General features: G+C 54.6%; 15 protein-coding genes and 3 pseudogenes. 12 read left to right on the top strand and 6 right to left on the bottom strand.

The genetic code is table 11. The features are described 5' to 3' along the window. The first annotated feature begins 132 nt into the window (after positions 1-132). Positions 133-738, top strand: a complete 606-nt coding sequence (locus A15D_RS13370) for a TetR/AcrR family transcriptional regulator (protein WP_102792351.1) — start codon at positions 133-135, stop codon at positions 736-738. Positions 739-810: 72 nt separating this feature from the next. On the opposite strand, the gene A15D_RS13365 is transcribed toward A15D_RS13370, so the two are convergent. After that, entirely contained in the window at positions 811-1,815 is a 1,005-nt protein-coding gene (locus A15D_RS13365; protein ID WP_102792350.1) for an AraC family transcriptional regulator, read from the bottom strand. A gap of 157 nt (positions 1,816-1,972) precedes the next feature. On the opposite strand from A15D_RS13365, the gene A15D_RS13360 reads away from it, so the two are divergent. The 4 genes from A15D_RS13360 to A15D_RS13345 all read left to right on the top strand — a co-directional run bounded on the left by A15D_RS13360 (position 1,973) and on the right by A15D_RS13345 (position 6,705). Then, positions 1,973-2,293, top strand: coding sequence for a 2Fe-2S iron-sulfur cluster-binding protein (locus A15D_RS13360; RefSeq protein ID WP_022983807.1), 321 nt, complete (start codon positions 1,973-1,975; stop codon positions 2,291-2,293). A 14-nt stretch (positions 2,294-2,307) separates the two neighbouring features. Continuing rightward, positions 2,308-3,720, top strand: a complete 1,413-nt coding sequence (locus tag A15D_RS13355) for a cytochrome P450 (protein WP_102792349.1) — start codon at positions 2,308-2,310, stop codon at positions 3,718-3,720. Continuing rightward, entirely contained in the window at positions 3,720-5,375 is a 1,656-nt protein-coding gene (locus tag A15D_RS13350) for a GMC family oxidoreductase (protein WP_102792348.1), read from the top strand. Before A15D_RS13355 ends, A15D_RS13350 begins: the two co-directional genes overlap by 1 nt. Before the next feature lie 97 nt (positions 5,376-5,472). After that, complete coding sequence (locus A15D_RS13345; RefSeq protein ID WP_022983804.1) at positions 5,473-6,705, top strand: NAD(P)/FAD-dependent oxidoreductase; 1,233 nt, start codon at positions 5,473-5,475, stop codon at positions 6,703-6,705. A 186-nt stretch (positions 6,706-6,891) separates the two neighbouring features. Here A15D_RS13345 and A15D_RS13340 read toward each other — a convergent pair whose 3' ends face one another. Further along, the gene (locus A15D_RS13340; protein WP_022983803.1) at positions 6,892-7,557 is read right to left on the bottom strand and encodes a TetR/AcrR family transcriptional regulator; all 666 of its coding nucleotides are present in this window, start codon (positions 7,555-7,557) and stop codon (positions 6,892-6,894) included. Between the two features lie 161 nt (positions 7,558-7,718). Here A15D_RS13340 and A15D_RS13335 point away from each other — a divergent pair, with 161 nt between their 5' ends. The 7 genes and pseudogenes from A15D_RS13335 (at position 7,719) to A15D_RS13310 (ending at position 14,925) form a co-directional block, all read left to right on the top strand. Beyond that, positions 7,719-8,894 carry an acyl-CoA dehydrogenase family protein gene (locus tag A15D_RS13335; protein ID WP_022983802.1) on the top strand — a complete coding sequence of 392 codons (1,176 nt, stop codon included), beginning with the start codon at positions 7,719-7,721 and terminating at the stop codon, positions 8,892-8,894. Between the two features lie 54 nt (positions 8,895-8,948). Then, the gene (locus A15D_RS13330) at positions 8,949-11,936 is read left to right on the top strand and encodes a peroxisomal multifunctional enzyme type 2 (protein ID WP_199175920.1); all 2,988 of its coding nucleotides are present in this window, start codon (positions 8,949-8,951) and stop codon (positions 11,934-11,936) included. Positions 11,937-11,959: 23 nt separating this feature from the next. Beyond that, complete coding sequence (locus A15D_RS13325) at positions 11,960-13,141, top strand: lipid-transfer protein (RefSeq protein WP_102792346.1); 1,182 nt, start codon at positions 11,960-11,962, stop codon at positions 13,139-13,141. 148 nt (positions 13,142-13,289) lie between these two features. Beyond that, positions 13,290-13,664: pseudogene (locus A15D_RS13320) on the top strand (iron-containing alcohol dehydrogenase); the annotation flags it as partial. A 19-nt stretch (positions 13,665-13,683) separates the two neighbouring features. Continuing rightward, positions 13,684-13,845, top strand: a pseudogene (locus tag A15D_RS13315) (integrase core domain-containing protein); the annotation flags it as partial. A gap of 194 nt (positions 13,846-14,039) precedes the next feature. Beyond that, positions 14,040-14,166: pseudogene (locus A15D_RS17375) on the top strand (LysR family transcriptional regulator); the annotation flags it as partial. Positions 14,167-14,355: 189 nt separating this feature from the next. After that, entirely contained in the window at positions 14,356-14,925 is a 570-nt protein-coding gene (locus tag A15D_RS13310; RefSeq protein WP_231866110.1) for a LysR substrate-binding domain-containing protein, read from the top strand. A gap of 74 nt (positions 14,926-14,999) precedes the next feature. Here A15D_RS13310 and A15D_RS13305 read toward each other — a convergent pair whose 3' ends face one another. From A15D_RS13305 to A15D_RS13290, 4 genes are all read right to left on the bottom strand, one after another. Next, positions 15,000-15,923 (bottom strand): alpha/beta hydrolase, encoded by a 924-nt coding sequence (locus A15D_RS13305; RefSeq protein WP_035248713.1) that lies wholly within the window; start codon positions 15,921-15,923, stop codon positions 15,000-15,002. Positions 15,924-16,156: 233 nt separating this feature from the next. Then, the gene (locus tag A15D_RS13300; RefSeq protein ID WP_199175918.1) at positions 16,157-16,606 is read right to left on the bottom strand and encodes a helix-turn-helix domain-containing protein; all 450 of its coding nucleotides are present in this window, start codon (positions 16,604-16,606) and stop codon (positions 16,157-16,159) included. A 314-nt stretch (positions 16,607-16,920) separates the two neighbouring features. After that, positions 16,921-18,138, bottom strand: coding sequence for a site-specific integrase (locus tag A15D_RS13295; RefSeq protein ID WP_063508271.1), 1,218 nt, complete (start codon positions 18,136-18,138; stop codon positions 16,921-16,923). A 292-nt stretch (positions 18,139-18,430) separates the two neighbouring features. Then, a complete protein-coding gene (locus A15D_RS13290; protein ID WP_102792345.1) occupies positions 18,431-19,294 on the bottom strand; it encodes a YicC/YloC family endoribonuclease in 864 nt (287 codons plus the stop codon). Between the last annotated feature and the right edge of the window lie 101 nt (positions 19,295-19,395).

Here is a 19,395-nt window from a genome sequence, read left to right as displayed (position 1 = left end):
AACCAAATTCAAGATTCTAAAGTAGACAGCGTGTCTTTATCTGTATAGGTCGAATGGCGCCATCGGCCAGGAAGGCTGGGCCGACTTTAAAAGGAATGCTAGAATCAAAGGCTTACAGCATGGGAGTGGCTTGTGGGAAGAAAGAAAAATCAGGTAACACCGGTGGCGCAAGCGGATCGAGAGTTTGTGCTCGGTGCTGCGGCTCGTCTATTTCGTCAAAAGGGGTTCGATAAAACTACCGTTAAGGAAATCGCCGAAGCTTGTGACATGTTGCCCGGAAGCCTGCATTATCGTTATCCCTCCAAGGAAAGCATCCTGGTAGACCTGATGAGACTCGCGCTTGAGCAAGCCTCGATGGCGTTGTCCGAAGCTATTCGGGGAGAAGAGGAGCCCCTTGAGCAGTTGCGACAAGGGATCAATGCCCACCTTGAATTGTTGGTTGGTGGGTCGGATATGGTCTATGTTCTCCTGTTTGAATGGCGCTCATTACACGGTTCATCCCGTAAGGAAATGATTGATCTCCGAGATAGATACGAGCTTCTTTGGTCTGCGATGCTGCAATCATTGTCCTCTCAGGATTTAATTCGATCCAATGTCGATCGTGATCTTTTGCGCCTAATCGGACTGGGAGCGTTAAATTGGGTGGCAACATGGTTCAACGAGGGCGGACGATATACCGCTAAGGATATCGGGGACTTTGTTTGGACAGTAATTAAGGATGGTGTGCTCAAACGCTAGATAATTCTACTTTATTTGGTGTTTATATCCCTACGATTGTATTGAAATCGTGGGCATAGGTTAAAAGTTCCCTCAAATATTCTGTCTGTACTGGTCAGGCGTTCGGCCGAACCAGCGCTTGAAAGCCCGCCTGAAGCTTGCTGAGTCGTGATAATTCAGCAATGAGGCAATGGCTTCAACAGACAGATTGCTGTCACGCAAATAGCTTGCAGCCTGCCTGGATAGCACCTCGTCGCGAATTTTCCTGAAACTGCTGTTTTCGCTTCTCAGTTTGCGAGCGAGTGTCCGCTTGCTTATGAATAGCGTGGCTGCTGCTTCTTCTTCACTAAGCGTCCCGGGAGGGCGAGACAACATCATTTTCTCAACCTGGGTCCGATAATCCTGCTCACGAGTCTGAAGCCGCGCAAGCATGGATTCGCATTGCTGTAACGCTAGACGGTAACTTTCATGATTGGCTGATGCGTTTGGTTTACGGCACAACGCCATTGCCAGCTTTAGTTTGAATTTGTCACAGTTAAAGTAAACTCTGCCAGGCAAATAGTCCCTGTACATATCTTTGTAGGCTGGGGCTGGATGGGTGAAGTAAACCTCCGATTCATATAAGGGGCGGCCTACGATGAATTCACCAATTTCAAAAAAAGCTTTGATTACGGCATCGGCCAAGCAGCGTTCCACATCCGTATCCATCGAAACTTGGAAGTTTACAACGCATTCCAGAAATTCCTCTTTTTGTTGTAAGTGAACATGAATAAAGCTTGCCCGAGTTGGCAGGAAAGTGTGGACAGCATGCAATGCTGTATAAAGATCTGGGCTGCTGTTTGCAACAAATCCCATTGCCCCGTGGGTTGCAGGGGTGAGGCGTCGGCCTAGCAGTAAGCCGAACTCCGGTTTGCAGGACAAATCTAAAGCATTGCGGAAAACCTGAATCTGCTGGGCCGCAGTGAACAGACTTTCGTCTTTGAGCAACTGCGCAACATCTACACCCGTGTTGCGCAAGAGCTTGGGGAGTTCTCGTGCACTCAGGCCAAGTTCGCGAGCGATAAGGCGTGAGTAATTCGACGGGATATCAGCATCCACTTTTTCAAACCCTGTTTGTGCGACGTTATCGCCATCAGCGATTCCTCGGAATGTGCCAACTGTCTTTTAATGTCCCTGTTATGTCAAGAAAAGTCCTCGTCGGTGTTCCTGCATATAGCCAGTCTTCAGGGTAGATATAACTGGCAGGAGACACACTGTGGGAAAAATTATTTTCATTGAACATGACAGCACCGAGCATGTTACGCAATTTGATGAGGGGGCTACTCTTATGCAAATCGCCGTTGATAATGCCGTTCCTGGTATTGATGGTGATTGTGGTGGGGAGTGCGCTTGTGGAACCTGTCACATGATTGTGTCAGATGAGTGGTTCGAAAAGACCGGTAAGGTTGGTGATGCAGAAGAACAGATGCTGTCAATGACTCCGGAGCGTGCGAGAACTTCACGCCTGGGGTGTCAGGTGCAAACGACTAAAGCAATGGACGGTATGACCGTCCAACTTCCCGAGTTCCAGATGTAAGCAAGGAGAAAGCTATGTCAACAAAAACAAGCTCAACCAATGCTATTCAGACTAAGATGATCAACGCTTCCTCCAAAGTGCTGCCGATGCATTTGCAAATTAAGGCACTGAAGATGTTGATGAAAGCCAAGAAAAAAACGGTTGGGTCTCGGCGACCACAAGTAAATTTCGTTGAAAAGCCTGTTCCTGATGTCAATAGCTTGGCAATTGAAGATATTGACACCAGTAACCCCTTTTTGTACCGGCAAGATCAGTGGCGCGCGTATTTTAAGCGATTGCGTGATGAGGCCCCGGTGCACTACCAGAAGAAAAGTCCATTCGGTCCTTTCTGGTCCATAACGCGCTATGAGGACATATTGTTCGTGGATAAAAATCACGAACTTTTCTCATCCGAGCCACAAATTATTCTTGGTGATCCACCTGAAGGCTTATCGGTTGAAATGTTCATTGCTATGGATCCGCCCAAGCATGATGTACAACGCCGGGCGGTGCAGGGCGTAGTAGCGCCGAAAAATCTTAAGGAAATGGAGGGGCTGATCCGTTCTCGAGCTGCAGAAGTGCTCGATAGTCTGCCGCTAGATAAACCATTCAACTGGGTTCCTGCAGTATCAAAAGAGCTTACAGGTCGCATGTTGGCAACGCTACTTGATTTCCCTTATGAGGAGCGTCACAAGCTTGTTGATTGGTCTGATCGTCTGTCTGGTGCAGCATCTGCCACCGGTGGAGAGTTCACGGATGAGGATGTCATGTTCGATGATGCAGCAGACATGGCTAGAGCTTTCTCAAGATTGTGGCGCGACAAAGAGGCTCGACGTGTGGCTGGTGAAGAGCCGGGTTTTGATTTGATCAGTATGCTACAGGGCAACGACGACACAAAAGACCTGATCAATAGGCCGATGGAGTTTATCGGTAATCTTGCTCTATTGATTGTTGGAGGTAATGACACCACGCGGAACTCCATGAGCGGTGGTGTCTTGGCCTTGAATCAATTCCCCGAGGAGTTCACCAAGCTGAAGGCTAATCCGGACCTGATTCCGAACATGGTTTCGGAAATCATTCGTTGGCAAACTCCACTGGCCAACATGCGCAGGGTCGCGACACAGGACGTAGAACTTCGTGGCCAGACCATCAAGAAAGGGGACCGGGTGTTAATGTGGTATGCCTCAGGTAATCGAGACGAACGCAAGTTTGACAACCCCGATCAACTCATTATTGATCGCAAGGACGCACGGAACCATATTTCTTTTGGCTACGGTATTCATCGTTGTATGGGTAACCGCCTGGCCGAACTGCAATTGCGCATTTTGTGGGAAGAACTGCTCAAGCGCTTCGAAAATATCGAAGTGGTTGGCGAGCCGGAGCGTGTACAGTCCAACTTCGTGCGCGGTTATTCGAAGTTGATGGTCAAACTGACGGCAAAAAATTAATGAAAAGTTTGACCGGGCTGGCGACTGAAGAATTCGACTATATCGTTGTGGGCGCTGGCTCGGCAGGGTGCGCGGTAGCCAATCGTTTGTCCGAGAGTGGCCTCTATTCGGTGTTGCTACTCGAAGCCGGGCCGGAGAGTCGCCGCAACCCTTTCGTCAACACGCCGCTGGGATTTTTGCAGTTGATGTTCAGTCGCCGTTTCAACTGGCAGTTCTATACCGAGCCACAGCGTCACATGTACGGTCGTTCGTTGTTCCAGCCGCGGGGCAAGATGCTTGGCGGTTCGAGTGGGATTAACGCCCAAGTCTATATCCGTGGGCATGCCAGGGACTACGACGAGTGGGCCCGGCAAGGGTGTAACGGTTGGTCATACGCCGAGGTGCTGCCGTATTTTCGTAAGTCAGAACATTACGAGCCTGAGGTGGTGCCGGGTACCGCAGGCTTCCATGGTCAGGATGGGCCTCTCAATGTGGCGGAGCGGCGTTATACAAACCCGTTGAGTAGGGCGTTTGTCGAGGCTGCAGTACAGGCGGGGTATCGACGCAATCGGGATTTCAACGGCCCTGATCAGGAAGGCGTCGGCTATTACTACGCCTATCAGAAGGATGGTTCCCGTTGCAGTAATGCGCGTGCTTATCTTGAGCCTGCTGAGGGTCGATCTAACTTGACCATTCGCAGCGATGCACATGTTACCCGCGTGCTGTTTGATGGGGCTCGCGCTATTGGTGTCGAGTATCGCCACGCAAAAAGTTTGGTTAGAGCTCATGCCAAGCGGGAGGTTATCCTATGCGGCGGTGCATTCAACTCGCCACAACTTCTTATGCTGTCAGGTGTCGGCCCCCGCGAGGAGCTTGCTCGACATGGCATTGAGCTGCGTCATTCGCTGGAGGGGGTGGGGCGTAATCTTCAAGACCATGTTGACGTTTTTGTACGGGTCAGATCGCGAAGCCGACTGGGAATATCGATGCATCCGAGCTATTGGTTGAAGGGGGGGCGGGCCTTAATGCAATACCTGAGCGGTCGTCGAGGTGTGCTGTCTAGCAATGGCGCTGAGGCAGGCGGATTCATCTGCTCCCAAGAAGAGCAACCGATACCTGATCTGCAATTGCACTTTGGGCCAATGCTGTACGCTGATCACGGCCGTGACATGAAAATTGCAATGAGTGGCTATGGCTACATTGTAATGATCTATGGGCTCAGGCCCTTGTCCCGGGGCCGCATTGGTTTACACAGTGCTGATCCGCTCGCTGCACCATTGATTGACCCCAATTACATGGCTGACCCTGCCGATGTCGAACAACTCATTCGTGGTGTTCGGCTTGTTCGTAATATTTTGTCCCAGCGTGCACTTTATTTTCATCAGGATGTAGAAATTTCACCAGGGCTGGAAATACAGGATGACGCGAGTCTCACCGAGTGGGTGCGCCGTAATGGTGAGTCCGCATACCACCCGGTCGGCACTTGTAAGATGGGGATTGATCATATGGCAGTGGTCGACCCTCGTCTCCGTGTGCGTGGCTTGCAGTCGTTGCGGGTAGTTGATGCGTCTATCATGCCAACCCTGGTTGGCGGAAATACCAATCAGCCGGCGACCATGATTGGAGAGAAAGGGGCAGATATGATACTTGAGGACGCCGCGGTGGCTGGATTTTAGGCATCATGTGTTTAGCTCGGATGATGTTGCAAGTTATAGTTATTCATGAATTTTTTGTGGGTAACTCGGTTTCAGTACGCATAGAAAGAGACAGGTTATGATTAACAAAAATAAAGAGGTCACCGTCATTATTGGTGGTGGACACGCAGCAGGAACACTTTTGACCGCCTTGCTGCAAAAAAAATACCCTCACAAAGTGGTTATGGTTAGCGAAGAGCTGCACCCTCCCTATCAGCGACCGCCCTTGTCCAAGAATTATCTCGCGGGGGAGGTTGATAAGGCGTCTTTATACCTTAAACCGCCTTCAATCTACGAGAAAGCGGGGCAGGAATTACAGCTCGGCGTGCGCGTAGAAAAGATTAACAGAGACGACAAAAGCCTCATTTTGTCAGATCAAAGCACTTTAAAGTACGACCAACTGGTCTTGGCCACTGGCTCACATGTCCGCCGTCTTAACGTGCGGGGTTCAGACTTGAAAGGTATTCATTATTTGCATGGTATCGAGGACACAGATGCCCTGCGTCGTGAGCTAGTACCCGGCAAACGCCTGGTTATCGTGGGGGGCGGGTATATCGGACTTGAAGTGGCTGCCAGTGCGACTAAGCAAGGTGTTAAAGTTACTGTCTTGGAAGCTGCCGAGCGCTTAATGCAGCGTGTTACTGGGCCAGAGATATCTGAATTTCTCTACGCCAAACACACGAGTGCAGGAGTCGATGTTCGTCTGGGGGCGGCCGTAATTGGTTTTGAATCAGATGATCAAGGGTGCGTGAATGGTGTGACCTTGGCCGATGGGGGTAAGGTGTCAGCGGACATCGTTCTCGTTTCGATTGGTGTCATACCAGAAACGGCCTTGGCTGAAAATGCTGGCCTGCTTTGCGATGATGGCGTTGTCGTCGATGAATTTACCCGCACCGATGACCCAGACATTCTGGCGATAGGAGATTGTACCCGCCATCATAATCTGTTCTTCGACAAAAGGCAGCGTCTTGAATCAGTCGCTAACGCTGTTGAGCAAGCTCGTACGGCGGCAGCTACACTTATGAGTGAAGAAAAGCCCTACGATAGCCCTCCCTGGTTCTGGTCGAACCAGTATGATGTTCGTTTGCAGATGGTAGGATTGTCCCAAAATCATGACCAGCGTGTACTGCGTGGCAGTATCCTTGACAAGGAATTCGCAGTTTTCTATCTATGTCTTGGTCATGTTATTGCTGTTGATGCAGTCAATTTTCCAGTTGCATTCATGGTGGGTAAACAGTTGGTTAAACTGCGCAAGAGTGTCAGCGCTGAAGTATTGTCTAATCCGAATATCGAACTGAAGTCTTTAATCTGAAGCACTGCAAGAATTGCTATCTCCAATAGTCTCGATGACGACTTGTGTCAACGGAAACCGTATCCGGTACCGAAGGTCGATCTGAGCAATCAAGTGGCGTGGACATGGTCGATATACAGCTTTATTCGTTGGGTGTTAACGACAACGTAGCTATGTGTAGAGATGCCGCAAGCCCAAGTGGGGCGGTCAAGCATCGCTCAGCGGTAGTTCCCACTTGGGCGGGTAAGGCGGTGGGTCGTTTACATCTGCACGGGCTCGCAGATGAACGGCGAGCATGTTGCACCAGACTTTGAGATAGCGGTCAAAGAGCGTTTTGTCGGCAACGATGTGCAAATCCTGCGCCATGCCGCGCAACAGCCATTGCGTCAACATCATCATCGAGCGCACATCGGTGTCTTCACTAATGGCCTCCAGATAATGGTCAGCCGCGTTACCGACGATGAAGTAATTGGAAGTCCAGACACGTTGCAAAATGGATGCAAGCTCAGGGTCATGTTGGCTGGCTGTCAATAGTTGCATCAACGGGATAAATTCCGGCTGATCGAAAACATTCTTCCATGCACCAAAGATAAGGGCTTCTAGTCGATCTTCAGATCCATGGAGTTTGGCGATGGCTTTACCCAGCTGAATATAGTGCTGGCGAATTAAATGCTCAGCTGCCGCAGCGATCATGTCTGCTTTACTAGAGAAATGGTGTAGTGGGGCGCCCCTAGATACGCCAGCGATGTTGATAATGCGACTGACGGTGGTGCCAGCGAATCCATCCTTCTCTAGACAGGTGAGCACTGCCTGAATGATGCGTTCCCGCATGGCGTCGCTACGTTGTTCCTGGGTGCGTCGTTGAGCATTCATCGCGTTCTCTGTCTATTACTGAGCATGGTCACTGGGATGCAGAGGCCTGATTCTAAATGATAAATGGATTGTAGCGTAGCTCGCCAATAAACAAGTTGAACGTACGTATTGTAAGTTATAAAGTCTTGCCATTGTTCCTGAATCAACGTTGGAAGCCTGTAATGAGTGATGTGCATGTACCGGCGGCTGTATCGCCGATGATCCCCCGTACTCTCTTCAATGAAGACCATGAGGCGTTCCGCGCCACAGCAAGGCGTTTCTTCGAGACTGAAATCTCCCCTTACCACGAGAAGTGGGAGGAGCAGCAACATATTGATCGTGAACTGTGGAATAAGGCGGGGGAGCTGGGGCTGCTGTGTCCAACGATGCCTGAAGAGTACGGCGGCTGCGGCGTTGACCGTCTCTATTCGATGATACTGATGGAGGAGCAGGCGAGGGTGGGGGATTCGGCCAGCGGCTTTGCCCTGCACTCGGACATTGTTGCCAACTACATCAACAACTTTGGTTCCCATGAACAGAAAAGCCAGTGGCTGCCCAAAATGGCCACCGGTGAAGCGGTCACTGCCGTGGCCATGACCGAGCCGGGTACCGGTTCCGATCTTCAACGTATCAAGACCACGGCCACCCTTGAGGGCGATCACTACGTGGTAAATGGCTCGAAAATCTTTATCACCAACGGTTACCTCTGTGACATGGCGGTGGTGGCGGTGCGTACCGGGCCGGCTGAGCTGGGTGCACAAAGTGTGTCCCTGATGATTATTGAGGCGGATCGCGAGGGCTTCTCCAAGGGCAAGCCGCTGAAGAAAGTCGGCATGCGCGGGCAGGACACCTGCGAGTTGTTCTTCGACAACGTCAAGGTGCCCAAGGAAAACCTGCTGGGTGCCGAGGGCATGGGTTTCATTGCCTTGATGAAGGAGCTGGCCTGGGAGCGGATGATGATCGCCATCATCTGTTCGTCGGCTGCCGAGCATGCGCTGGCAACCACCGTGGAATATGTGAAACAGCGCCAGGCGTTTGGCAAGCCGGTGGCGGCATTCCAGAACACCCGCTTTGAATTGGCCGAGATGCGTTCTGAAATCCAGATTGCACGGGTTTATGTTGATCGCTGTATGGAGCTGGTGGTGAAGAATTCCCTGTCGCCCGAGGCTGCCTGTGCGGCCAAGTACTGGGTATCCGATTTGCTCAGCAAGGTGGTTGACCGCTGTGTGCAACTGCATGGTGGCTATGGCTACATGCTCGAGTATCCGATCGCCCGAGCCTACATCGACACCCGTGCCAACCGCATCTACGGCGGCACCAACGAAATCATGAAAGAACTTATTTCACGCTCTATCTGAGGATTCTCGACCCTGCACGGCATGTGTGCCCTGTATTGAAAAGAGGAAAGTATCATGGCAGAACTTCGTTTTGATGATCGTGTAGCCATTGTCACCGGTGCCGGGGGCGGGCTGGGCCGGCAGCATGCCCTGACCCTGGCCGCGCGTGGCTGCAAGGTGGTGGTTAACGACCTGGGTGGCAGCGCCCACGGTGATGGCAAGTCGTCGTCTGCCGCAGACAAGGTGGTGGATGAGATCCGGGCCATGGGAGGGGAGGCGGTTGCCAACTATGACTCGGTGGAAAACGGCGAGTCGATAGTACAAACCGCGTTGGATAGCTTCGGCACTGTGGACATCGTGGTCAACAATGCCGGCATCCTGCGTGACGTCAGTTTTGCCAAGATGTCGAAGCAGGACTGGGACTTGGTGTTGAAAGTCCATCTGGAAGGTTCCATGAGCGTCACCCATGCGGCTTGGCCGATCATGCGTGAGAAGGGCTATGGCCGCATCATCATGACGACCTCGGCAGCCGGCCTCTACGGTAACTTTGGTCAGGCCAACTACTGTGCTGCCAAGTTGGGTCTGGCCGGGCTGGCCAACTGTCTGGCGGAGGAAGGTCGCAGCAAAAAAATTCATGTGAATACCATTGCGCCGATTGCGGCCTCGCGGCTGACTGAAACCATCATGCCGCCGAATTTGCTGGAAAACCTCAAGCCAGAAGCGGTCAGTCCGCTGGTGGCCTGGTTGTGCCATGAAAAGTGCGAAGAAACCAAGGGTATCTTCGAAGTGGGTGCCGGCTTCATCAGCAAGTTGCGCTGGGAACGTAGCCAGGGCAATAGCTTCCCCCTTGGCAAGGCCTTCAGTGTTGATGATGTAGCGCGTCGTTGGGGCAAGATCACCGACTTCACCGATGCGGAGCATCCATCCAATGTCAACGAATCCTTCTCGCCGATTCTCGACAACATCAACAACCCGTCACTGGGCGGCAACGAATTCATCGATCTGGATGTGGCCAGCAAGGAAAGCCTCGAGCTGGAATCGTCCTATGATGAAAATGACCTGTCGTTGTATGCCCTAAGTGTGGGCGCCGCACGTGATCCGCTCGACAAGGATGAACTGAAGTTCGTCTACGAGCTGGGTGGCAATTTCCAGGCGTTGCCCACCTATGGCGTCATGCCACAGATCGGCGCGATGCTAAAGGCAGCAAAAGAAGGCGCGCTGGCTCTGCCAGGGATGAACTTTGGCTTCGACCGGTTGCTGCATGGCGAGCAATACACCGAAATCAAACGGCCGCTGCCGCCGCACGCCAAGCTGAAGCACACCTTCAAATTCAAGAAGGCATTGGACAAGGATCCGAATGCGGTAGTTACCTTTGCTATTACCTCCACCGACGAAAACGGTAACGAGGTGGCCTATAACGAGATGACCTCGTTCGTGAAAGACGCCGGCGGCTGGGGCGGTGAGCGGGGCGATTCCGGCGAGATCAATGTGCCGCCCGCACGTGAACCGGATGCGGTGATCGAAGAGAAAACCGACGCCAACCAGACGCTGCTGTATCGCCTGTGCGGTGACTGGAATCCGCTGCACGCCGACCCGGCGTTTGCCAGGGCGTTCGGTTATGACAAGCCGATCCTGCATGGGCTGTGTACCTTCGGTTATGCCGGACGCCATGTCATCAAGGCGTTCAGCAATAACGATGGCCGTTATTTCAAGAGCATCAAGGTGCGCTTTGCCAAGACGGTCTTTCCGGGTGAAACCCTGGAAACCCGCATGTGGAAGGAATCCGATAACCGCATCGTCTTCGAAACCTGGGTGAAAGAGCGTAACGAGGTGGTGCTGAAGAATGCCGCCATCGAGTTGTTCTCGGAGATTCCGGCAGAAGCGCCGGTGCCGGAACAGGTGTCCGCCGAGGAAGTGTCTGCGCCGCAGGTGGAGCAGGCGGTGACGCCTGACGATGTGTTCGCGGCGGTGGCGACCTACATCAAGCAGAAACCGGAACTGGTTGATCAGACCGGTACCAGCTTCCAGTTCGAGTTCAGCAATCCGGATCAGCAGTTCTTTATTGATCTGAAAAATGCACCAGGCGCGGCAGGGCCTGGCACGATCGACAAACCGGACGTGACTCTGGCGCTGGACAGCGAGCATCTGGCGACCGTGTTTGGTGGCGATCTTGCGGCGGTGCAGAAACTGTTCTTCGGTGGCGAGCTGAAAATTTCCGGCAACGTGATGGCGTCCAACAAGTTGACCGTGTTGCAGGACATGGACCCGAAACTGGCCGAGCAGGCGCGTGACAAGCGCGTGGCTGACGGTGGTGGTTCACAAGCTGTCGCAGTACCGGTCGAATCGCAGGAGCCGACCATGGCGGATGTGTTCAGTGCCATCGGCCACTTCATCGCTGACAACCCGGATCTGATCGAGAAGGCCGCTACCAGCTTCCAGTTTGCGTTCAGCAACCCGGATCAGGATTTCTATATTGATCTGAAAAACGCACCGGGTACCGCCGGGGCGGGCCAGCTGGACAAGGCGGATGTGACGCTGGAGTTGGACAGCAAACATGCCCCGACCCTGTTTGGCGGTGATCTGGCTGCGGTACAGAAACTGTTTTTTGGTGGCGATCTGAAGATCGGAGGTAACGTGATGGCCTCCAACAAGCTCACCGTGTTGCAGGACATGGACCCTAAGCTGGTGGAGCAGGCACGCGACAAGCGATTGGCCTCCGGCCAGCCGGATACCGCTACCGCACAACCGAAAAAGCAGAAAGCACCGCAGGCGGAGAAAGTGCTGCCGGAGCTGGCGGAAAAACTGTCGGCCATTGGTGGACAGGGTGGTGTGTTGCAGATCAAGGTGCGGAGCCCAGACAGTGCCTGGTTTATCGATCTATCCGCCTCGTCGCCCGGCATCGTCAGCGGCGAGAAGGACGCGGCGGCGGTGATCACGCTGGACGACAGCAAGCTTGCCGACCTGATTGCCGGCAAGGTGGCCTTGAGCACCTTGTACCAGAAGGGCGACATGCGCGTCGACGGTGACCTGGCGCTGGTGCGCAAACTTGAACAAATCCTGTAACGCCATAATTCGGAGAACAGAGAATGAAACGTAGAGTGAATGTGATCGGTGTCGGGATGACCAAGTTTGCCAAGCCCGGTGCCTGCGATGATTACCATGTGATGGCAAAAGCGGCTGGCCTCGCCGCAATGAAGGATGCCGGCATCCAGTACAGCGATGTTGAGCAGGCGTTCTGTGGTTATGTCTACGGCGATTCCACCTGTGGTCAGCGTGCCGTGTATGAACTGGGCTTGACCGGCATTCCCGTGGTCAATGTGAACAACAATTGTTCCACCGGTTCGTCGGCCCTGTTCCTGGCGCGCCAGGCCATCGAAGGCGGTTTGGCTGAATGTGTCATCGCCCTGGGTTTTGAAAAAATGGAGCGCGGCGCGCTTGGTGCTAAGTTCAATGATCGCGAGAACCCCATGAGCCAGCATGCGCAGGTGATGATGGATACGCAGGGCTTCAATCAGGCGCCGCCGGCGGCACAGATGTTCGGTGGCGCAGGGCGTGAATACCGCTGGAAGTACGGCACCAAACGGGAAACCTTCGGCAAGATTGCCGAGAAGGCGCGTCAGCATGCCGCCAACAATCCTTACGCACTGTTCAGTCAGGTGCTGTCGCTGGAAGAGATCATGGCGTCAGACGAGGTGTTTGATCCGCTCACCCGTTTCCAATGCTGCCCGCCCACCTGTGGTGCCGGCGCCGCGATTCTGTGTTCGGACGAGTTCGCCAAGAAGCATGGCATTGCTAACCCGGTGTATATCGCCGCCCAGGCGATGACCACGGATTTCGCCAGCAGCTTTGATGAAAAATCCATGATCAAGATGGTCGGTTACGACATGACCCGTTCCGCCGCCGACAGCGTGTACGAGCAGGCCGGTATCGGCCCGCAAGACATCAATGTGGTCGAGTTGCACGACTGCTTTACCGCCAATGAGCTGCTCACTTATGAAGGCCTGGGTCTGTGCCCGGAAGGCGGTGCGGAGCAATTCATCTGGGATGGTGACAACACCTATGGCGGCAAGTATGTGACCAATCCATCCGGTGGCCTGCTGTCCAAGGGCCATCCGTTGGGCGCCACCGGGCTGGCGCAATGTACTGAGCTGGTGTGGCAGTTGCGCGGTCAGGCGGACAAGCGTCAGGTAGACGGTGCACGGGTGGCCTTGCAGCATAACCTCGGTCTGGGTGGTGCCTGTGTGGTAACCATGTATCGCAATGACTGAGTACCGTAAAGACTGAACTGTCACATACAGGGTGCCGGCCTGCCGGTTCGCAGGCCGGCTTCCCTGTTAAGGAGGTCCGGGATGAATGCGGTAACGACAAAAAGTAAAAGCAAGGTAGTAAAGGCCAGCTTCTCACCGCGCCGGTCTTGGCTACGCCCACGGCATTGCCCACAACTTCGGCGCCCACTATCACACGCCCCATGGCCTGGCGAATGCCATTGTGCTGCCTCACGTACTCGAATATTCCGCCCCCGCCTGCATTGAGCGCCTGGCCGAACTGGCCCGCGTCAGCGGCCTGGAGCAGGGCGGTGAAACCGATGAAGCGCTGGCAGGAAAATTCATCAAACGTGTCCGCGAACTGAAACAGGAGCTTGGCATTCCCGAGAAGCTGGACGCATTGCGCAGCGAAGATGTTCCCGACATTGCCAGGGCTGCATTGCAGGAAGCGCATTTCAGTTATGCGGTACCGCGCTATATGAATCAGACGGTGTGTGAGGCACTGTTGAAGAAGATGCAGGCCTGAGGTTTTGTGGAAACGGGGACAACGATTTAATCGAACGACATGGCGCGAGTGGCTGGATCTCCACGAGTTCACCTGCGTTGCCCATGCCCAGCTATTAACCACACAGTGGCGGTGGCAATACAATAACGGATGGCCCAATTCGGCCATTGGCGGAGTGCCTCCGGCCCGATTGCTACAGTGACTCTATACTCAAACGAGCGATGAAAAATGGGTGGATTACACCTTCATGGATTGCTTCCTCAGTGAGCCCGTAGAACGATTCTGCTTTCCGTGATAGACGTCGGTGACACGCATGAATCACTAAATCTGGCACCCTTCCGCGCTTCATGCTTTCATGATCAATACCGAATCAGCCATTAGCGCAGCTAATTAGTCATGAAAGAGAACCTGAACGATCTGATCGCCTTTATGGCCGTGGCTCGGGAACAGAGCTTTACCCGCGCCGCCGCCGGGCTGGGTGTGTCCCAGTCCCCTCAGTCAGACCCTGCGTAACCTGGAGGAGCGGCTGGACCTGAAGCTGCTCAACCGCACCACCCGCAGCGTCACCACCACGGAAGCCGGCGACCGGCTGCTGGAACTGGTAGGGCCGGCGCTGGACGATATCGACGCCGGGCTGGCGGAGCTGCACTCGCTCAAGGGCAAACCCGCCGGCACCGTACGCATCACCGCCGATGAATTTGCCGTCTCCACCGTGCTGTGGCCAGCCCTGCAGCCCCTGCTGCGTGACCACCCGGATATCAAGGTGGAACTAAGCGTGGACTATGGACTGGTGGATATTGCCAAGGAACGATTCGATGCCGGGGTACGCCGCGCCGGACTGATTGCCAAGGACATGATTGCAGTACCGATCTGCCCGCCGATCCGCATGGTCGTGGTGGGCTCACCGGACTACTTCAACCGACACACGCCACCGCAAAAACCCCAGGACCTGGTGGCACACAACGCCATCAACCTGCGCCTGCCCACCCAGGGCGGCGTCTTCCCCTGGCTGTTTCAGGTACGCAAGAAAGAAGTGAAAACCCACACGGAAGGACAACTGGTATTCAACAGCATCCTGCAAGTGCTGCAAGCGGCCAAAGACGGCATGGGCCTGGCCTACCTTCCAGAAGCCCTGGCCCAGCCGGGACTGGACGACGGCAGCCTGATCTCCGTGCTGGATCGCTATAGCCACACCTTTCCCGGCTATCACCTCTATTACACCAGCCGCCGCAAGGCCTCCACTGCCTTTGCCATGGTGGTTGATGCCTTGCGCCTTACCTGAGAGCTCTCGAAACCAATCGACCGAATATAAAAAAGGGCGACCAACCTGGCCGCCCTTGATGCTGTCGCGATGTGTTACAAGTGATCCTGATAAAACTGCTGCAGTTTTGCCAACGCCTGATCCACCGCTTGCGGCTGATCGTACAGGTCATAATGGCTGGCACCATCGACCACCAGCAGATCCTTGTTTTTCGACGCCGCACGGCCATACAGCTCGTAGCCATCCCGGTGAGAACCGAAGGCCCCGGTCTTGCTGCCGATGATGACTTGCAGCGGCTGGGTCAGCAGATGCTCAGCCAGATGGAACGCATCGAAGGCCACTGCCGGTGCCAGCCCTGAGAAACGCAGCTTGTTGGGGGAACCCGGCTGCTGCCCGCGCGGCGTGGTGTAGTAATCCACCGCTTCCACCACATCAATATCGGTAATGCCTGCCTGCTCACACTCGTCTTTCGAGTTGGGAATATAGCCGGTGATCAGCGGCTCCGCCCCACGGGCCTCGGCGGTACGCTGCTGGCCAATGGCCTCCAGGGTCTGGATCGCTGCATTCGGGGACATATCCCCCTCGCGCATCAGCCGCCCATAGTTGGCCGCCACCACGGTGCCCACCGCCTTGATACGACGCTCCGTCATGGCCGCATGCACGGCATAACCGCCACCGCCACAAATACCCAGCACCCCGATGCGGCTCTCATCCACAAAATCCTGGGTCACCAGATAGTCCACCGCACAGCGGAAGTCCTCCACCCGGGTCGCCGGGTCTTCCAGAAAACGTGGCTCGCCACCACTTTCCCCCTGGAAGGACGCATCAAACGCCAGCGTCACATACCCCATTTTCGCCAGCCGGGCGGCATAGATCGCACCGGAGGTCTGCTCCTTGCAGCTACTGATCGGGTGCGCACAGATAATCGTGGGGTACTGCCGGGACGCATCAAAGCCTTCCGGGAAGTACAGATTGGCGGCCACATCGACATTACGGTTCTTGAAGCTCACAGCTTTCATGGTCTTACCCTCTTGTGAATCCATTAGGTTGGTCAGTGACTATGGGATTCACGGTAGCAAGCGGGGATTGTTCTGATTAGATGGCAATTTAAGGAAGGGGTTATTAGCTTAGCCAATGAATTAAGGCAGTACTACATTTTCGACACTGCGCTTTACTGCATGATGCAATATCTTCCCAGATCTCTTATTTCGTACCCCAAAGGGGGGTAGGCCAGCTCCATGTCTACGAGCACCTAAACCCCACTCTCAATCGCCAAACTAGACCGCATCATCGCCTTGTCTCGATCTGACGGAGCACCAAAAAGCTTGTGGTAGTCGCGGCTGAACTGGGACGGGCTTTCATAACCGACCAGGTAATCAACGCTGGCCACGTCCTGCTCGCTGAATAGCAGCCGCCAGGCTTCCTGCAAACGCACCCGCTCCTGGAACTGCACCTGGGTTAGCTGGCTGATGGTCTTGAAATGCCGATGAAAAACGCGGGGCTTATATTCGGCATAGCGGTCAGCTCCCCGACTTTGAAAGACTTTTGATAATTCGCATGCATCCAAGTCGTGACCCGACCGATGCGAGTGATGTCGCTGTCTTTCTGCCGATTTGGTGTAACGCCGCCGCCCCCCCCCAGCGGCGAGCACAACAGGCTCCAACAAATTTCCCTGCGTATAAGCGGCGCCATCTTTTCGCAAGCGGCCAGTATCTTGAGCGGTTATAGATTGACTAAACAACCTGGCTGGCAAAAATGAATCCGAGGCAGAAGCGACAACCTGTGGCGCTAGGGAGCTGGATCAGGTTAAAAGATTATGCATAAGCCATTGGGCGGCGCAGGGTAGCAGGACAGCGATTCGTGGCCACATTTGCTGTTGTGTGATGCAGGCTGCTGATTGTCCAGAGGTGTCCAAGCGAGTCCATCAAAATCCCGATTCTTTGTATAGGTTGTAGTTCAGGGTCTTGGCTTATGGTTGTCGATAGTCAATAAATACAGCCTAAACACACCTGTACATCATAGGTGTATTAAGGCTTCTATGGCGTTGGCTACTCGCTGGTGAGCTATTTTTCGCTCCTCAAAATAATCATACCGATCATAAATCCCCTCAACCCCCTTCAGCTTGTGATTCAAACACCTCTCCGCCACATGGCTCGGCACACCTTCCGCAGCTGCGAGGCTGCGGAAGGTGCGTCGCAGGTCGTGGATGGTGAAGTGTTCCAAGTCGTCCATTTTGTTGGGTGGCTGCACCTTCCGGCCAGCCTCTCGGCCAAATAGCTTGGAAATGGCGCGGTTCAGGGTGTCAGGGCCCATGTGGGGGCGTTTGCTGGCGCGCCTGGCAGGGAACACATAGGGGGAGCCGCAGGCATGGCCTTGCTGTACCTTTAGCCACTCAATGGCTTGGGTTGGCAGAGGGATGGTGATCGATGCGCCAGTCTTGCTGCGCTCTTTGGAGAGATCCCAGATTCCGGCCTCGAGGTCGAATTCTTCCCAGCGGGCCTCGCATAGCTCGCTTTTTCTCACGCCTAGCACCAGGAACAAGCAGCAGGCCCGATAGTTGTCTCGACCAAAGCTGCTGATGTGCTCCCGGAAGACCCCAAAGGAATGTTCGATTTCTTCCAGCGTCAGGGTGCGCTCCCGGCTGGCTTCGACGCCGCCGGCGTCGCTGACGGTGAAGGGACTGGCCGGGTTGTTCTGGCACAGGTCCAGTTTGATGCCATGACGAAACAGCTGCTTCATGTACATCAGGGTGTCATTGGCGATGGTGGGGCGGTTGCTGCGCTGAACGCGCTGCAGGACTGCCCGGATATCCCTTGGGGTGACGTCGGCAATCGGGTAGAGGCCGATCACCGGGTGGATTTCTTTCTGGTAGATGCGCTTGGGGATGTTGGGGTGTTTCAGGCGCCGGGACAGATCGGTCTCATGCCAGTCCTGGAAGAGGTCTTTGACGGTGCGGATGTCGGGCTGGACAACTTTGGCCCTTTCCTGGATTGGGTCGGTGCCCGTTCGGATGCCTTGCTTGGTCAGCACAGCGGCTTCCCGGGCGTCACCCAGGGACATCTGGGGGTATTGGCCCAAGGTAATCTCGTGGCGCTTGCCTTGGGCGCTGTAGCGCAGCATCCAGTAGGGCGTGCCTGACTTGCGCACGCAGAAATAGAGGCCGCCACCATCGGTATGCTTCTTGGGGGCCTGCTTTGCCAGGGACTTGATCTGAGTGGCGCTGAGTTTGCTCATTTTGACCTTGTGGCGTTTGAGCCTATAAAAACAGGCTGCCCACCACTTTTTTTTTGTTGATTAAAGAGAAAAATTCTCTGTTATCAATGGTATGCAGGCAGTCTCTTGATGGCTGCCCACCATTTCAGGTCAATATAGGTGTCAGGGAGGGAAAAGTCACGTTTTTGCCCACCATTTTGCCCACCACTTTTGTCTGGATAGTGGTGGATGGCAGTGGATTTCCATGGATTGAGTTTCGAATTTAATTCTTTAAAAACAACGTATTAAATACGATTATGGACTTACCTGGATTTTACTCGATATTCTGGATCTGCTCGCGCATCTGCTCGATGAGCACCTTCAGCTCTACCGCGGCAGCGGTGGTTTCGCTGTCCACGGATTTGCTGGCGGTGGTGTTGGCTTCGCGGTTGAGTTCCTGCATCAGGAAATCCAGCCGGCGGCCAATGTGGCCGCCTTTCTTGAGAATGCGGCGCACTTCCGCCACATGGGTGACCAGCCGATCCAGTTCTTCTTCCACGTCCATTTTTTGCGCCAGCAACACCAGTTCCTGCTCCAGGCGGTCCGGGTCTGGTGACTCCACCACTTCCTGAATGCGATGACGCAGGCGTTCGCGTTGGGCTTCCTTGATGCGCGGAATGGCCGCCTTGACGATCTCGACCTGGGTGCCGATGCCATCCAGGCGGTCCTCGATGAGTTTGCCCAGCTGCTCGCCTTCACGGGCGCGGGTGTCGATCAGGGCGTGCAGGGCCTCATCCAGCAGGGACAGGGCTTCGCGCTGCAGCAGCTCCACATCCAGTTCCTGGCTGCTGAGCACACCGGGATAACGGAGGATTTCCATCGGGTTGACCTGGCCGGGGTGCTGGACGATATCGCCAACCCGGCGGGACACATCAGAGAGTTGCTTGACCAGCGTTTCGTTGAGTTCCAGGTTGGCCTCACTGTCGTCCTGCTGATAGCGCAGGGTCACTTCCACCTTGCCACGGGCCAGCGCCTTGCGGCACTTCTCGCGCACGCCATTTTCCAGGCCTCGCAGGGCGTCGGGCAGGCGGGGGCTGACCTCCAGGTAGCGGTGGTTCACCGATTTGATCTCCCAGGCCAGGCTGTAGCCTTGCAGGTGGCGGTCGGCACGGGCAAAGGCGGTCATGCTGCAGATCATGGGAGAACCTCAATGTTGGCGATGGAAGGGCCGCCCCGGATATGTGGGAGCTTGCCGGCTCCCTAGGGAGCTTCTGAATAACTCCTTGCGTACTCAGCGTG

This window comes from Alcanivorax sp. MD8A (assembly GCF_002888555.1).
Taxonomy (GTDB): Bacteria; Pseudomonadota; Gammaproteobacteria; order Pseudomonadales; family Alcanivoracaceae; genus Alcanivorax.
This window is presented reverse-complemented; position numbering and strand designations above follow the sequence as displayed.

Excerpts from the sequence above, each read along its gene's own strand:
- A15D_RS13355 (WP_102792349.1), top strand. The coding sequence starts at position 2,308 with ATGTCAACAAAAACAAGCTCAACCAATGCTATTCAGACTAAGATGATC.
- A15D_RS13350 (WP_102792348.1), top strand. The coding sequence starts at position 3,720 with ATGAAAAGTTTGACCGGGCTGGCGACTGAAGAATTCGACTATATCGTT.
- A15D_RS13345 (WP_022983804.1), top strand. The coding sequence starts at position 5,473 with ATGATTAACAAAAATAAAGAGGTCACCGTCATTATTGGTGGTGGACAC.
- A15D_RS13340 (WP_022983803.1), bottom strand. The coding sequence starts at position 7,557 with ATGAATGCTCAACGACGCACCCAGGAACAACGTAGCGACGCCATGCGG.
- A15D_RS13335 (WP_022983802.1), top strand. The coding sequence starts at position 7,719 with ATGAGTGATGTGCATGTACCGGCGGCTGTATCGCCGATGATCCCCCGT.
- A15D_RS13330 (WP_199175920.1), top strand. The coding sequence starts at position 8,949 with ATGGCAGAACTTCGTTTTGATGATCGTGTAGCCATTGTCACCGGTGCC.
- A15D_RS13325 (WP_102792346.1), top strand. The coding sequence starts at position 11,960 with ATGAAACGTAGAGTGAATGTGATCGGTGTCGGGATGACCAAGTTTGCC.
- A15D_RS13305 (WP_035248713.1), bottom strand. The coding sequence starts at position 15,923 with ATGAAAGCTGTGAGCTTCAAGAACCGTAATGTCGATGTGGCCGCCAAT.
- A15D_RS13295 (WP_063508271.1), bottom strand. The coding sequence starts at position 18,138 with ATGAGCAAACTCAGCGCCACTCAGATCAAGTCCCTGGCAAAGCAGGCC.
- A15D_RS13290 (WP_102792345.1), bottom strand. The coding sequence starts at position 19,294 with ATGATCTGCAGCATGACCGCCTTTGCCCGTGCCGACCGCCACCTGCAA.